The following is a 15561-nucleotide window of genomic DNA, read 5'->3' as shown; positions in this document are numbered from 1 at the left end:
AAGAGTAAATTTGAGCTGGTTACGCGAATATCACGCTATATCCATCGATATAATCATGAACGGATTCATACCTATGAATCGAACCTAGTGATGTAAAAAAAGTGTCTAACTTATTGACATACGAGCATATCGCTATATGCGGCATCGTATTTTTCTTTAATCAAGGTTCTAAATCAACAAGTAGTAAGGCCGATCAAACTTCGGTTACTGTAACAAAAAAGAAGGGAACTAAGTCATCTAGTTCATCTAATAATTCAGAGCAGGCTGCCAATCAGGCAATGAGTCAGTCATCTAGTCAGGTAAGTGCAAGCTCTAGTTCAACTAATGATGGTTCTTCTAACAACCAGGGAGATACGAATAATACTCCTGCTTCCAGTGGAACCGATTCTAATGATGATAATGCTGCTTACGACACACCTAACCAAAGTCATGACGAAGAATCAGCAGATCAAATCCATCAAAATATTGTCAATGGGGCTAATCGAGAATCAGATAGTCGATTTGAAACGGGAGCCGATATGATACCTAGTTCTTTGAAATAATTAGGTTGCTACCAAGCTAGAATGGAAGTTATTTTATAATAAAGATAGTTAAAAGGCATGCAGTTATATAACTGCATGCCTTTTATTTAAAACTGATAAGTCATTTTCTTTTGAAAGCGACCCGAGCGAATTTGTTGTGAGAGTTCTTTTGCTTGCTCATCAGCTGCTTGTTCTGATGAACAATACCACTTTTTGTAGAAGGGAATTGCGTTTTCAACGCAAACAAACCATGAACGTTTACTGGCAGAGTATCCTGAGTGAACGTAGAACTCAACAGTATCATTATTTTTCATTGGCTCATTTGAAACAGTAAAGTTAATCATGGTGCACCTCCGAAAGTATTGCGTATTGATTTAATAGTAAGTTTAGCAATCTTATATTTCGGCTATATGACTGATAAATTACGGCTTAGGGGCAAATTATAAAAATATTACTAATTTTGAAATTTATTATTCGGTAAAAGGTGGAATTCTCATTTTATTTATAGCTGTTCTAAAGCAAAAAGACCTCCGAGTAAAATCGGAAGTCTTTTTTGTAATAATTTATTAATGAACGATTAGTGTTTCTTTGTTGTGAAGTAAAGTCCGGCCGCGAGTGCGGTAAATAAGAATGGCGCTGTGATAAAGGCGTTTTCGGAAACGACTTTGGCAGTGGCAGGTAAAGCAGCTGCAAGGGATTCGTTACCTCCCGTTGAGGGGAGGTTCAATGAGTGGTGAGAGGAACGGTTGTTGTTTGAATCATTCGTTCCATTGTTGCTTGCATTGCTTCCACTATTGTTTGAACTTGATCCGCCGTTATCATTGTTATTCGATGGTGTATCCGCAGACTTAGCGCTGTAAATAACATTGACAGTTTCGCTTTGTGTATCATTGTCATCCAAAGTAGGAAGGTTTGTGGAAATTGTCTTAACATTCTTTCCGTTAACCGTTGGATTGATTAGCTGACCATCATTCAATGATTGCGGTACATCAATGTTGTCAAACGCTTGGTCAGCAGTTGAATCGGCTTCCCAGTCTGAATATGTCTTATAGTTCGTTCCAGCTAAAGTCGTTACCGTACGGTGGAAGTGCAGTGTCTGCGTTGTTGGTGCTTGTCCAGCAATTTCATTGCCTTTTGCATCAACGTAGTTGACCGTACGAGTGAGTGTTTTGTTTTCAGTAGTCTTTGTTGCCGAAGAGCAAACGTACCAGCCAGCAGTCTTAGTACCAGTTGTAAACATGCTTTGGAATTCAGACTTATTCAGGAGATATCCCTTAGGGTCAGTCAGCGTTCCACTATTAGCAGCGATGAAAGCTGAGTAACCGTTACCGAGTTCAGCATCATCGTAAAAGAAGGCGTTTGGCATTTTGATAGCAAGTGTTGTTCCGTTACCAGTGTTTTCAAACATGTCGCTTACACCGGTCTTGTCGAGTACGACATGTGCCGTCCCCACTATAATTTTAGTCACAATTTTATCAGTAGTGAAACTGCTGATATCAATTGATTTCAAAGCTGTTGAATCTTTGAAAAGACTGTGCATGTCGATCAAACTTGATGTGTTGAAATTTGATAGGTCAAGTGACTTGATGTTTGGCATGTGACTGAAGGTGTCGTTTAGGTAGACAACCTTGCTAGTGTCAAAGTTTGATAGGTTCAAGGACTGCAGGCCAGATTCCATGAAGGTAGCTTCAAAAGTGGTTACGTTGCTAGTATTAAAGCTAGAAAGATTAACTGATTGTAAGTTTTGGGTGTTAGTAAACATCCAGGACATGTCAGTTACTTTGGAGGTATCAAAGCCGGAAAGATCAAGTGATGTGATGGTATCTTCGTAGTTGAACATGGCGTTCATTGAGGTGACGTTACTAGTGTCTAAGTAGTTTAGTCCCTTGAAGTCTTCCAAATGTCGTAACATTGCAAATAGTTGAGTACAGTCTTGCGGTGCTTGAACCGTTTGTGTGAACACGATGTGCTGGAGTTCTGGGAACATCTCATCGATACGTTGGGATGCTTCTTTGATTGATGGCAGTGTCCCGCCACTAGTAAAGGTCAATGTATTTGTTGCATTGTCATATTGATATGAAACGCTACCATATGTTCCAGTAGTGGTATCAGCACTGGCTGAAATCGTACTGTTAGGTAATAGATGAGTGCCTTCGTTTGAAACAAGTGACCCTGCACCAAGAAGTGCCAGCGTTGAAACAGAGAGAACGACCCAGTTCTTTTTGGCTGACAGTTGTAAACGTGTTTTTCATTAGTATTAGTATTTTCTCCAGGAAAAGTGCTGAATTTTCAATTGATTCTTACTTTAGAAAAGATGCACTGAATAATTTGTATAAGTTAAATTGTAACATTTATTTCATAATTATTTTATTATTATGACAGAAATGAGTTGTCTTTATTCTAGCCAAGAAAACATAAAAGAAGATTAAAATTTTGAGTGTATGGTAGTGGAAAGTAGTCTCTTTTTTTAATTGTGGGTATGGAATGCTTTACTGCAGAAATGTTCTATAATGTCTTTAGATATGCTGTCGGGTCATTGTCGTGTGCCTGTCGTGTACAGAATGCTTAGTTTTTATTAGGATTGAAGTATGGATAAAACAAATGTAGCAAAATTCAGAAAAGAACGTGGTTGGACACAAGAAGAACTGGCAGAAAAGTCTTATCTAACAGTTCGTACTATTCAGCGAATGGAAGCGGGGAAAGACGTTTCGTTAACTTCACTGAGTTCTGTGGCAAAGGCCCTTCATGTCTCGGTCAGTGATTTATTTGAAGACATCGAAGAGGAACAAAAGGAAGTACAAGTGATGGAGTTTTCACAGGAATTGGAACGGCAAAAGAAAGAACGTCGAGCTGAAAAGAGCACAATGACATTACTGACCTATGCCGTTTTGTTTTTAGTCCTGATGTTAACCGGTTATCCAATTGGGCAGTTACGAGAAAGTAAGCAAGCATTCTGGGGTAGCGTTTGGATTGCATGTCTCTTCCTAGCGATGGCGTTACTGATTTACTTTAATCGGATTATTTGGAGTCGACACCTTGATCGCAAATATCCGAAAACGGTGGGATATGATTTGAAACGACATGTACAAGAGCCCATTCAAAATGGTTGGCAGTTTGCAGCCCGCTACTGGTGGATTATCTTTCCAATTGGTGGCTTTGCGTTTGGTATCTTCTCCGCGTTTTGGGGAGCAACACATTAATAGAAAAAACGTCTCGGATAACCGAGACGTTTTTTGTTTGAAAAGTCTTATTAGTTATTGATTTGATTTTTTAGTTTATGGAGTAGGTGCGACTTTTTAAGTAAAAGTAATACAGCTAATCCAAGGAGGCTCCCCATTGCAGCTGATGGAAGAAAGAAGGGGATGAGATGTCCCCAATTACCACCCTTCATGCCATAAAAAGCGACCATAAATGGGTAGGACAGTAGTGCCCCGAACACGCCAGAACCGATGGCTTCGCCAAGTGCCAGTAGGTAGATGTTCTGTGTTTTCTTGTAAATGTAGCCGGATAGCAGTGGACCAACGATGCCACCGGTAACAGCCATGATGGTGCGACCGGAAAGCATACGAAGTGAACCACAAAGGAAGGCAGCAGCCATTCCGTACCATGGGCCTAGTAGGTAGACTGCCAAGACGTTAACGAAATGTTGGAAGGGGGCCATGGCCGGGAAGACGACCATCGTGTTGAGGACGTAGGCGAGAGCAGCGAGCATAGCAGTGACAATTAGCTTCTTACTGGAAAGTTTTTTGTTCATTGGAGAACTCCTTTGTATATTTTGTATAAAAACAATAGATTATTTTTGTACAAATCATGCCGAAAAAAGCCTCCTTTTCTTCGTTTTGTCCACAAAAAAAGGACGCCCGAAAAAGACGTCCGCATTAAAAGCGTGGAAGTGATTCCTACGACGGCATGATCCGTATCAGGTCAATGGGTCGGTAATGTATTACCCTCTCAGCCCGTCGCACGGACTCCCCGAAGAATTATTATAGGTAGAAATAGTAAAATTGTACAGAAAAACTTGTATTAATAAAAAAGAAGTTTAGACTAGATGCAAATGATTTAGTGCTTATTTTGGCAGGAGGTTCTATATGTCACTTAATCCAACAGAACGTGTGAATACCATTCGAGAATTGAATGAAAACTTCCAATTGTTAGGATGGCCGATTGAACGGGTGGCTGAAGCGCTAAAAACTAGTCCACAACACTTGGAAGACGTTCTTCAATTAAAGACTTCTTTTATTGAGGAACCTTGGATTTTAAAGATTTTCTTAGAAAAAGAACTTTTGTCTGAGGGTAAAAAGCCAATTGCTTTTTCAAAGTTAACTGGTGACCCAAGCCAGTATTGGTTCTTAGAACAGAGTCGTATTGAAGCAGGCCATTTAGCAAATTAAAAACAGCACCCCGGCCAAAGAATGGTGGGGGTGTTTTTGATTTTTGATATTGAAAAGTTGTCATATTTACATATAAATTAGGCTATGATAGCATCTTATTATTATATTTTTTTGACTAGTGGGGAGAAACGCTTTGGAGAAGAAGCCAAAAAAGAATAATAAGAGTTCAATTGTTTTAGCTTATAGTTCATTTATCTTATTGTTGTTAACTCAAAATCTCGTCTTTCTTGTAGGAACGATTGTTTTTTTAGTTTGTATGCGTCTGCCGGAATGGATAGCAAACGTAACAGAATTCTATAAAGAATTTATGTTTGAGGTTTTTCATGTAAGTAAGTATCGCGATTATGAAGGTACAGAACTTAATTTTAAATGGATGAACTATTTTCTGGTTGCTCTTTTAGTTCTGTTATTCTTTTTTAGTAAATCGTGGTATTTCCTTTTAATGATATTGATTCCTTTTGTTGATCAACTGTTTTGGTTGTTCAAAGTAAAAAAGTAATGTTGATTTTCTTATTATAAAAAGCAGCTTCTAAACGGAGCTGCTTTTTTATTTGAAGAAATCAATCACTTTTTCTAGCATTTCTGCTGTGTACTGGCCCTGGTTAACCCTGTTTTGAATAGGACGTAAATTTGCTTGCATCATCCGATATGTTTGTTGATCAATTTGTTGTAGACTAGCTTCTAGTTCATCTAATGAATCGATGGTAAATCCAATGTTCCGTTCGTTAACCATATCAGCCAGGTAGGAGTGTGACCAAACGATGATTGGAAGACTAGCCTTTATATAGAGAGAAGCCTTATGTGGTGCGTTGATTTTCGTATAGCTTTGAAAATATTTATCGTCATAATCGGAGTCCCAGAGCAGTCCAAATCCGGATTGAAAGGCTAGGGTGATTTCGTCAGGGGGAAAAGAGCCGACCCATTCAACTGTGCTGGGTAGTTCGATTTCTTTCCACTTTTTAGGGCGTGATCCGAAGAGCCGGAGTGCTGGGCCGTTGTAAGTTTGTAGCCAAGGAGCCTTTTGCCAGGTGCCAGCGTAGTTAATGACTTTTTCAAAAGTTGGGGCAGAAGCTGGGGATATCCCAAGGTAATCAAAGAGGTTGATAGTAATGGCTGTACTGTGAATACCATGTGCTTTAAATTGTTCAATCATTTGCTGACTGTGGGCAACAATTAGGTCGGCCTTTTCTGCTAGTTGCCACTCCCAGGCTTTTTTTCGTTCGACGCGGAGGGGCTCAAAGTCGTGGATTAATAAGGTGTATTTAGCACCGCGCTTTTGAATAGCCTGTTGAAACTCTTTTTCAAAGTTTTCTGACATGTAAGTTGGGAACTGGTGAACGATAATGTCCCCGGGCATGACTCTTTTTAGCATCGTGTCAATTTTGCTACTGCGTACTTCGTCAGAAAAACGAACGTCGTTATATCGTTCGATTGGGAGTCGCTGCCAACTTTGGTCTTCTGCTATTTGAGCAAGATCAGCTTTTGCCTTTAGCGCGCCGGCCGGCATCCAAGGTTCAATTGTCTGTGTGATATAGTGCATGTTTCTCTAATTTTTCTCCAATAAAAGTCGAGTAAGGACTAGACCAATTGATAAAACGATGTTAGAATATCTAACGTAATTCAGAATCCCCTCTAGTTGGCCTGCTAGACTGAAGTTAACAATGCAAGAGGGGTTACCATGAAAAAAGGATTACTAACAGTTTTGGTGGCGCTTTCTGCGCTTTTTGCAGTTTTCGGACTTTCTAAGAATACCGCAAGTGCCAGTGAGCCAAATTATACCATTACGTCGGATGCAACTTATGCTCCGTTTGACTTTCAGGACAAGAATAATCAATACATCGGAATTGATCAGGACTTATTGAAGGCTATCGCAAAGGCTGCAGGCTTTACAGTTACAGTGAAGCCAATGGCCTTTAACGCAGCCATGCAGTCGGTTGCTTCATCACAGGCCGACGGTGTGATTGCGGGTACGACGATTACTAATGATCGTAAGGCTGTCTATGACTTTTCTGACCCTTATTATAAGACAGGAATTGCCTGGGCAACCGCCAAGAATTCAAAGATTAAGTCTTTGTCTGATTTAAAGGGTAAAACGGTTGCTTTGAAGACTGGTACCGCTGGTGCTGAGTATGCCGAGTCAATCAAGAACCAGTACGGTTTCAAGATTACTTACTTCTCTGATTCTGATACGGTTTACCGCGATGTGATTAATGGTAACTCAGTTGCAACCTTTGCGGATATGCCTGTTTTGCAGTACACCATTAAGAACGGGACTGCTTTGAAGGTTCAAAATCCAAAGGACCCATTTGCTGCGGGGGACTTAGGATTCGCCGTTAAGAAGGGGCAAAACGCCGAATTGCTAGCCGACTTCAATAAGGGCCTAGCAATCATCAAGAAGAACGGTACTTACGATAAGATTATTAACAAGTACTTGGATGCTAAGGCGGAGACTTTTACGGGTTCTGCTAAGGATAACAGCACGGTTTGGGGAATCTTGAAGACAAACCGTTCGGCCTTCTGGTCTGGCTTGAAGCAAACGATGTACTTGACGGTTGTTGGTATTATCCTTGCTTCCCTTTGGGGATTGTTGCTTGGTGTGATGGGTGTTTCGACACATCTTTGGGTCCGCTCATTATCAACAACGGTTATCTACATTTTCCGTGGAATGCCAATGTTGGTTTTGGCTTTCTTCCTATATATTGGTATTCCAGCTTTGACTGGAACGAAGATTTCAGCCTGGTCGGCCGGAATTCTGACTTTGGTCTTAAACGAAGGAGCCTATACGGGAGCCTTTGTCCGTGGAGGATTTGAATCCGTTGATGCTGGCCAGATGGAAGCTGCTCGTTCACTGGGAATGTCACACAGCCGTGCAATGCGGAAGGTCATTATTCCTCAAGGCTTGCGCTTGATGGTGCCATCATTTATTAACCAGTTTATTATTACATTGAAGGATACGTCATTGCTTTCTGCAATCGGAATTCTTGAATTAACACAAACTGGAACGTTGATTGTCACACGTAACTCACAAGGTTTTCGTGTTTGGGCAATCGTTGCTATGATATACTTGGTTGTAATAACGTTGCTGACTTGGTTCAGTAACTGGGTTGAAAAAAGGATGAACGCATGAGTGAAGAGAAAAAAGTGAAAGTACACGTTGACAAAGTCAACAAGTCATATGGTGATAACCATGTCTTACGCGATATTTCCCTGGACGTCATGGATAACGAAGTGGTCGTAATGATTGGCCCTTCTGGTTCCGGTAAGTCGACGTTCTTGCGAATGCTCAATCTTCTCGAGAAACCAGATTCTGGTGTTATCGATGTTGATGGACATGATATCTTGGATCCAAAGACGAATATCAATAAGGTTCGCGAAAATATCGGAATGGTTTTCCAGAACTTTAATCTCTTCAATAATTACACGGTTCTTGAAAATATCACCTTGGCCCCTGTTCAATTGGGCAAGATGACAAAGGCCGAAGCCGAAGAAAAGGCAAAGGAATTGCTTGAAACTGTTGGTTTGCCAGACAAGGCGAATGTTTCTGTCAATTCGCTTTCTGGTGGACAAAAGCAACGTGTTGCCATCGCCCGTGCTTTGGCAATGAATCCTGACATCATGCTTTTTGATGAACCAACATCTGCCTTGGATCCAGAAATGGTTGGGGATGTTTTGGAAGTTATGAAGCGTCTTGCCAAGACTGGAATGACGATGGTAATCGTTACCCACGAAATGGGATTTGCTAAGCAGGTTGCCAACCGTGTTGTCTTCTTTGAATCTGGAAAGATTCAAGAATCTGGCACACCAGAACAGATCTTTACTGCACCGAAGAACGAACGTTTGCAAACCTTCTTGTCGAAGGTTATGCATGCCTAAGTTCTTCTGATACGAAAATCGAGAGGAATTAGACCATGGTCACTAAACGGTACAAACCGCTGTTGGCTGTAATGGTTGCTTTTGTTCTTGCCATTTTTATGGCTGGAACTCGCGCCGATGCAGCCCAGAAGCCTAACTACATCATTTCAACGGATGCGGCATACGCCCCATTTGATTTTCAAGATAAGAATAATCAGTACGTTGGAATCGATATGGACATTCTGAAAGAAGTGGCCAAGCGAAATAATTTCACTTACACATTAAAGCCAATGTCATTTAACGCTGCCGCACAAATGGTAGCCAACGGACAGGCTGACGGTATCATCGCCGGAATGATGATTAACGATGCTCGTAAGCAGGTTTACGATGTATCAGACCCTTACTACCAATCAGGGGTGGCTTGGATTACTAAGCCAAACTCAAAGATTAAGTCCTTGTCAGACTTGAAGGGTAAGACAGTTGCTTTGAAGACTGGAACTGCTGCTGCTAACTACGGCGCTTCTTTGAAGGATAAGTACGGCTTCAAGGTAAAGTACTTTAACGACACGGATACCATGTATAACGATGTTGTGAACGGTAATACGGCCGCAACTTTTGAAGATTACCCTGTTATCCAATACGCCATCAAAAATGGTATGAAGTTGGAAGTTCGTAACCCAAAGGACTTGGGTAACGGTGGTGGTGTTGGATTCTTCGTTAAGAAGGGCGAAAACGCCTTGCTCTTGCAGCAGTTCAACACGACTTTGGCCGAAATGAAGAAGGACGGTACTTACGATAAGATTATCGACAAGTACTTGAACTCTTCCCAAAAGACTTTTGTCGGTGAAGCTTCTGATAATAACTCTATGTGGGGAATCTTGAAGTCAAACAAGTCCGCCTTCTGGAAGGGCTTGGTTGAAACAACTAAGCTGACAGTTACAGGAATTATTTTGGCTTCCCTCTGGGGATTGCTTCTTGGTTTGATGGGAACCGCTCAGTCAAAGTTCTGGCGTGGCTTGTCAACGACGATTATCTACGCTTTCCGTGGATTGCCTTTGATGGTTTTGGCCTTCTTCATCTACATCGGGTTGCCTGGTGTTATTGGAATGAAGATTCCTGCCTTCACAGCTGGTTTGTTGACGTTGATTTTGAACGAGGGAGCCTATACTGGGGCCTTTGTTCGTGGAGGATTTGATTCTGTTAACGTCGGCCAAATGGAAGCGGCCCGTTCACTTGGTTTGTCACACCGACAAGCGATGTGGAAAGTTATCGTGCCACAGGGATTGAAGATGACAGTGCCATCATTTGTTAACCAATTCATCATTACCTTGAAGGACACGTCAATCTTGTCTGCTATCGGTATTTTGGAATTGACGCAAACTGGAACGTTGATTGTTGCTCGTAACTCACAAGGATTCCGAGTTTGGGGTATCATTGCCATCATCTACTTGGTTGTGATTACCTTGTTAACTTGGTTCTCAAACTGGGTCGAGAAAAAGATTAACTAAATAAATTAGTAAATTAAACACCTTACTCGTGTCATATATCGAGTGAGGTGTTTTTATTATGTTAATTGCAGTAACTATTTCGAATCGCTATTGTCTGGCTGAAAATGCTAAGAAAAACGAAATCTATCTCTGCCCGGGGTGCCGGGGACCGGTTCGTTTGAAACAGGGAAAATCAAATGTTGCTCACTTTGCCCATGTTTCTAAAGTCGCCTGTGCAGGCTTTTCAGAAGGCGAATCGGCAGACCACTTGGCTGGTAAACTAGCGATTTATCGCTATTTTAAGGGGAAAGTCCCCGTGCAGATTGAACCGGTTTTGACAGAAATTGATCAACGCCCGGATTTATTGGTTGGCCGTCCGGGTAGTCAAGTCGCAATTGAGTACCAGTGTTCACCAATTTCGCAAGTTGATTTAAATCGACGTAACCAGGGATATGAAAAAGTCGGTATTCGTGTTTGGTGGATACTGGGACCTGGCTATTATCAAAAGCGTTTATCCATGGCAACCATTTGTCGCTTTTGGTTGGCTGGACGCCTTTGGTTTTATTTACCGGGGGAGAAAAGCACCTTTGTGCGGGATAGTGATTACTCGAAAGCGGACTTCAAGAAGCGTAGCCAGATAAGAAATTTTTTGTCGGACCCGCTTCACATAAAAAGCAGTGCACTACCCAATTGGACGGCTGTGTTTAACTCTAATACACTTTTCCAAAGCGTAAAACGACCCGTTTTAGATATTAAACGACAACGGTCCAAGCTATCGCTGCAATTAGCCCGGGAGCAAATTAATCCGCAGATTGTTACTTACTTGTATGAGAAAGGTTTTCGAGTCGACCAAATCCCTGACATTTGTTTAGTAGGGCAATCCTTTGGGTTGAAGGTACCGAATTGGCAGTACCGATTGATTATCATATTGCTTTTAGAAAAGGCTGGGGAAAAGGGAAGAAGCAGACAAGAGTTATTAACAAGGATGGCACGTTATTTTTATTTGAACTTTCTTTATCAAAAAGAAGTAATGAACGATTTTTTGGAGGAACTACATAAGGGTGGATTTATTCAGATTGAAAGTGAGAAAGTTTTCATAAAAACCGTTCCTCCATATAAAGAATAAGGACGTCTTATGGTAAACTGGAGGAAAATAGAAAAGGGAGTCGACATGGCACAAATCACACGTGAAGAATTACCAGAAGAGTTGACCTGGGACCTTTCAACGGTCTTTGAGTCAGACGAAGCATATCAGGCGGCTTTTAATAAACTGCAGGATGAACTGCCAAAATTGGCAGAATTCCAAGGCCACTTAGCTGATTCAGCTGATATTCTATTAGCTGGTCTACAGGAAGATTTACGTATCGAACGAGCTTTTGAGAAGCTCTTCGTTTACGCTCACCAAAAGTTTGACCAGGACACGGCTAATGCCACTTATGCGGGTATGAATGCACAAGTCCAGGATTTACTTGCCCAAGTGTCTGCAGTCACTGCCTTTTTCCAACCAGAAGTTTTGGCGATGGATGAAAAGACTTTGTCAGAATACTTAAAGAAACCTGAGTTACAGGCTTATCAGCACTTCTTTGAGGTGTTGCTTTCTGAAAAAGCGCATACTTTACCAGCTGATCAAGAAGCGCTCCTTGCAGGAGCATCAACGGTAATGTCATCTGCTGAACAGACTTTCTCAGTTTTGGATAACGCTGACATTGATTTCGGTGACGTGATGACCGAAGATGGTGAAATTCAAGAGTTGACGAATGGATTATACGCCATTATGTTGCGTTCTAAGAATCCTGCCCAACGTCAAGAGGCCTTCCAGTCTTTGTATGACGCTTACATGCAGTTACAGAATACCTTTGCTTCAACGCTTTCTGCTACGGTTAAAAAGCATAACTTTTTAGCTAAGATTCGTCACTATCAGTCAGCTCAGGAAGCAGCTGTTTCTTCAAACCAAATTCCTGTTGCAGTTTACCGGACTTTGGAAGAAAAGGTGGACGCTAACCTTGGGTTATTGCACCGCTACGTTGCGCTTCGTAAGCAAGTTTTGAAGGCAAAAGAACTCCATAACTATGATTTGTACGTATCACTTGTCGATGACGTGGACTTCCCCGTGACCTATGAAAAGGCCCAAGAGATTGCATTGGCAGCCCTTGCACCACTTGGTGACGACTACCTAGCCATTGTGAAGAAGGCCTTTTCAGAACTTTGGATCGATGTTGTTGAGAACAAGGGAAAGCGCTCAGGCGCATACTCTGGTGGGGCTTACGATACCAACCCATACATTCTGTTGAATTGGCAGGATACTTTGGATAATGTTTATACTTTGGTACACGAAATGGGTCACACGGTTCATTCATATTTGACCCGTCACAATCAGCCATATCACTACGGGGATTACCCAATCTTTTTGGCTGAAATTGCCTCAACGACGAACGAAGGTTTGTTGACGGATTATCTTTTGAAGCAAACAGACGATGATAAGGTGAAGGCATTCATCTTGAACCAGTATTTGGACGGCTTCAAGGGAACGGTTTTCCGTCAAACGCAATTTGCCGAATTTGAAGCTTGGATTCACGAACAAGATGCAGCAGGTCAACCTTTAACGGCTGAAGCGATGGCGGACTTCTATGGTCAGTTGAACCAAAAGTTCTACGGCCCTGATGTTGTGGCAGACCCTGAGATTGCCTTCGAATGGACGCGTATCCCACATTTCTACTACAACTTTTATGTTTACCAGTATGCAACTGGAGAAGCAGCGGCAACGACTTTGGCACAGGGCATCTTAGAAAGAGGACAAGCGGAGTCTTATAAGGATTACTTGAAGGCCGGTTCCTCAGCTAATCCACTCGATGTGATGCGTAAAGCTGGTGTTGATATGGAAGAAGGCGATTACTTGGATTCAGCATTTAAGGTCTTCGAGAGTCGCTTGAACCAGTTAGAAGAACTTTTAAAGAAGTAAATTTTTATTCAATTAAAAGAAAAGGAAGTTATCATGACAGAAAAAGTTTTGGTTTTTGACGGTATTGATCAGCACGCTATTGATATCATGGAAAATGCGGGTTACGAAGTCATTTCAAACCCACAGGCATCGGATAAGGATTTTGCCGGTTCTAATGATATTGTTGGAATTTTGTTGATGATGTACCCAATTGATGGGGCAATTATGGATCGTTATCCAAACCTGAAAGTCATTGCTCGCCACGGTGTGGGTTATGATAACGTTGATTTGGAAGCAGCCAAGGAACGAAACATCGTTGTGTCAAACACGCCGGGTGCGAACGCAACGGCCGTTGCTGAAACCGCGGTAACTTTGATGATGATGGCCGGTCGACTTTTTGATACTGATAAGCGTGGCATTACAGATGAACGTGCGAAGTCTTATGCTAAGAGCCACCGTGGTGTTGAAGTATCAGGTAAGACAGTCGGAATCTTAGGATTTGGACACATCGGTCGTACAATTGCCGAATTATTGGTTGGCTTTGGAGTTAACATTTTAGCTTACGCTCGTCATGATAAGGACGTGCCAAACGGTCGCATGGCTTCACTAGATGAAATCTTTGAGCAGTCTGACTTTGTCGTCTCAACTTTGCCAGCAACGCCAGCAACCACTAAGATGGTTGGTGAAACAGCCTTTAAGAAGATGAAGCAGTCAGCGGTTTTGGTAAATGTTGGTCGTGGACCGGTTGTTGATGAAAAGGCTTTGATTATCGCCTTGAAGGCTGGTGAAATTGCAGCAGCGGGATTGGATGTTGTTGAACAAGAGCCAATTTCACCTGATAATGAATTGCTAGCTTTGGAAAACACTTATGTGCTTCCTCACGTGGCTGGTAATTCACAAGAAGCCTTCCAAACAATCGGTGAAACGGCAGCAAAGGATATCCTTTCTGTTGTAACTGGTAAGGGAAGCCAAAACCAAGTGAATTAAATTTAAGAGTCTTTCAGTAATTGCTGAAGGACTTTTTTATTTGTAAGAAGGGTCTCCTAGTTTCTCTTCATAATTTTTGGTATACTGTATGTGAAATACAGGACCTAGTAGAGTTGAATTAGCTGCTTAGCGAGCGGGGATAGTGAAAGCCCGTCAGTTGAACAATTTGAATTTCAGTCTGAAGTAACTTGACTTAATCGTCAACGGTGACCGCCGATACCGGTTTCAAGAGCTAGCATTTTGCTAGAAATTGGGTGGTACCGCGGCATTCGTGACGTCCCTTGGCATCGAAAGATGACAGGGGATTTTTTATTTGGATAAAAGAGGGACAAGATGACATTAGTTGAAGAACTACAAGGCTTCTTAAAGGAAGCCTCAGCCGAATTGGCGAAGAAGGATGTTGATGTCGAAGCCGTTCGTGTGACTTTCCTTGGTAAGAAGGGAAAGATTACCGGCGCTTTGAAGTCAATGAAGGATTTGGCGGTTGATCAAAAAAAGGAAGTCGGACAGGTGGGAAACCAGGTCCGTACGGCTATTCAGGAAAAGATTGAAGAAAAGAAGGCTGCACAAGCTGCTCAGGCTTTGGAAGAAAAGCTAGCAGCCGAAACCCTTGATGTGACTTTGCCTGGTGCAAAGCCAAAGATTGGGACGCCACACGTTTTGCAGCAAATTATTGATGAAATCGAGACACATTTCTTGGGCCTTGGTTACCAAATTATTGATGATCCAGTTGATTCACCTGAAGTGGAGACGGACGAATACAACTTCGAACGTGAAAACTTACCAAAGGATCACCCAGCACGTGATATGCAGGATACTTTCTATATCACACCTGAAATTTTGCTTCGTACGCAAACGTCACCAGTTCAATCCCGTGTCATGGAAAAGCACGACTTTTCAAGGGGCCCATTGAAGATGATTGCGCCTGGAAAAGTCTACCGTCGTGATACCGACGATGCTACCCACTCACACCAGTTCCACCAAGTGGAAGGTTTGGTTGTTGGAAAGAACATTACAATGGCTGATTTGAAGGGAACTTTGCTTTCAATCATGCAGGAACTCTTTGGCGAAAAGCACCAAATTCGTTTGCGTCCTTCTTACTTCCCATTTACGGAGCCATCAGTTGAAGTTGATGTTTCCTGGGACGAAGTAACTCCTGATACAAAGCCTGAAGACATTAAGTGGATTGAGGTTTTGGGAGCTGGAATGACCCATCCAAACGTCTTGAAGATGGACGGCATTGACCCAGAAGAATACACGGCCTTTGCCTTTGGATTGGGACCTGACCGTTTTGCCATGTTGAAGTACGGCGTAGAAGACATCCGTCAGTTCTACCTAAACGACACACGTTTCTTAGAGCAGTTTAACGAGCGAGGTAACTAATC

Annotated in this window: 15 protein-coding genes and 1 riboswitch; of the genes, 11 read left to right on the top strand and 4 right to left on the bottom strand. The window is 42.0% G+C overall.

Annotated features, from left to right (window positions below; genetic code table 11):
• The first annotated feature begins 113 nt into the window (after positions 1-113).
• On the top strand, positions 114-542 hold the full coding sequence (locus H7198_RS04060; RefSeq protein ID WP_274458506.1) for a hypothetical protein: 429 nt from the start codon (positions 114-116) through the stop codon (positions 540-542).
• Between the two features lie 86 nt (positions 543-628).
• On the opposite strand, the gene H7198_RS04055 is transcribed toward H7198_RS04060, so the two are convergent.
• Together H7198_RS04055 and H7198_RS04050 are read right to left on the bottom strand one after the other, a co-directional pair.
• The gene (locus H7198_RS04055) at positions 629-865 is read right to left on the bottom strand and encodes a hypothetical protein (protein WP_274458505.1); all 237 of its coding nucleotides are present in this window, start codon (positions 863-865) and stop codon (positions 629-631) included.
• A 233-nt stretch (positions 866-1098) separates the two neighbouring features.
• The gene (locus tag H7198_RS04050) at positions 1099-2571 is read right to left on the bottom strand and encodes a BspA family leucine-rich repeat surface protein (RefSeq protein WP_274458504.1); all 1473 of its coding nucleotides are present in this window, start codon (positions 2569-2571) and stop codon (positions 1099-1101) included.
• A 538-nt stretch (positions 2572-3109) separates the two neighbouring features.
• Here H7198_RS04050 and H7198_RS04045 point away from each other — a divergent pair.
• Positions 3110-3721: a helix-turn-helix domain-containing protein gene (locus tag H7198_RS04045; RefSeq protein WP_274458503.1), complete on the top strand. Its 612-nt coding sequence runs from the start codon at positions 3110-3112 to the stop codon at positions 3719-3721.
• A 50-nt stretch (positions 3722-3771) separates the two neighbouring features.
• On the opposite strand, the gene thiW is transcribed toward H7198_RS04045, so the two are convergent.
• Positions 3772-4275, bottom strand: a complete 504-nt coding sequence (thiW, locus tag H7198_RS04040) for an energy coupling factor transporter S component ThiW (RefSeq protein ID WP_274458502.1) — start codon at positions 4273-4275, stop codon at positions 3772-3774.
• A 127-nt stretch (positions 4276-4402) separates the two neighbouring features.
• Positions 4403-4506: riboswitch (TPP riboswitch) on the bottom strand.
• A gap of 103 nt (positions 4507-4609) precedes the next feature.
• Between thiW and H7198_RS04035 the strand changes: the two genes are divergently transcribed.
• Together H7198_RS04035 and H7198_RS04030 are read left to right on the top strand one after the other, a co-directional pair.
• Complete coding sequence (locus H7198_RS04035) at positions 4610-4912, top strand: DUF2316 family protein (RefSeq protein WP_274458501.1); 303 nt, start codon at positions 4610-4612, stop codon at positions 4910-4912.
• A gap of 133 nt (positions 4913-5045) precedes the next feature.
• A complete protein-coding gene (locus tag H7198_RS04030; RefSeq protein WP_274458500.1) occupies positions 5046-5411 on the top strand; it encodes a hypothetical protein in 366 nt (121 codons plus the stop codon).
• 48 nt (positions 5412-5459) lie between these two features.
• Here H7198_RS04030 and H7198_RS04025 read toward each other — a convergent pair whose 3' ends face one another.
• Positions 5460-6452 (bottom strand): sugar transferase, encoded by a 993-nt coding sequence (locus H7198_RS04025; protein WP_274458499.1) that lies wholly within the window; start codon positions 6450-6452, stop codon positions 5460-5462.
• 138 nt (positions 6453-6590) lie between these two features.
• On the opposite strand from H7198_RS04025, the gene H7198_RS04020 reads away from it, so the two are divergent.
• The 7 genes from H7198_RS04020 to pheS all read left to right on the top strand — a co-directional run bounded on the left by H7198_RS04020 (position 6591) and on the right by pheS (position 15559).
• A complete protein-coding gene (locus H7198_RS04020; RefSeq protein WP_274458498.1) occupies positions 6591-8039 on the top strand; it encodes an ABC transporter substrate-binding protein/permease in 1449 nt (482 codons plus the stop codon).
• Positions 8036-8785 carry an amino acid ABC transporter ATP-binding protein gene (locus H7198_RS04015; RefSeq protein WP_274458497.1) on the top strand — a complete coding sequence of 250 codons (750 nt, stop codon included), beginning with the start codon at positions 8036-8038 and terminating at the stop codon, positions 8783-8785. Before H7198_RS04020 ends, H7198_RS04015 begins: the two co-directional genes overlap by 4 nt.
• A gap of 71 nt (positions 8786-8856) precedes the next feature.
• Positions 8857-10272, top strand: a complete 1416-nt coding sequence (locus tag H7198_RS04010; protein ID WP_274458509.1) for an ABC transporter substrate-binding protein/permease — start codon at positions 8857-8859, stop codon at positions 10270-10272.
• A 58-nt stretch (positions 10273-10330) separates the two neighbouring features.
• Positions 10331-11377 carry a competence protein CoiA gene (locus H7198_RS04005; protein ID WP_274458496.1) on the top strand — a complete coding sequence of 349 codons (1047 nt, stop codon included), beginning with the start codon at positions 10331-10333 and terminating at the stop codon, positions 11375-11377.
• 45 nt (positions 11378-11422) lie between these two features.
• Positions 11423-13210, top strand: a complete 1788-nt coding sequence (gene pepF / locus H7198_RS04000) for an oligoendopeptidase F (protein WP_274458495.1) — start codon at positions 11423-11425, stop codon at positions 13208-13210.
• 33 nt (positions 13211-13243) lie between these two features.
• Complete coding sequence (locus tag H7198_RS03995) at positions 13244-14176, top strand: phosphoglycerate dehydrogenase (protein ID WP_274458494.1); 933 nt, start codon at positions 13244-13246, stop codon at positions 14174-14176.
• Positions 14177-14509: 333 nt separating this feature from the next.
• A complete protein-coding gene (gene pheS / locus H7198_RS03990; RefSeq protein WP_274458493.1) occupies positions 14510-15559 on the top strand; it encodes a phenylalanine--tRNA ligase subunit alpha in 1050 nt (349 codons plus the stop codon).
• Positions 15560-15561: the final 2 nt, after the last annotated feature.

Source organism: Fructobacillus sp. CRL 2054 (assembly GCF_028764065.1).
Lineage (GTDB): Bacteria > Bacillota > Bacilli > Lactobacillales > Lactobacillaceae > Fructobacillus.
Note: the sequence above shows the minus strand (reverse complement) of the source record. Positions and strands in the feature narration are given on the sequence as shown.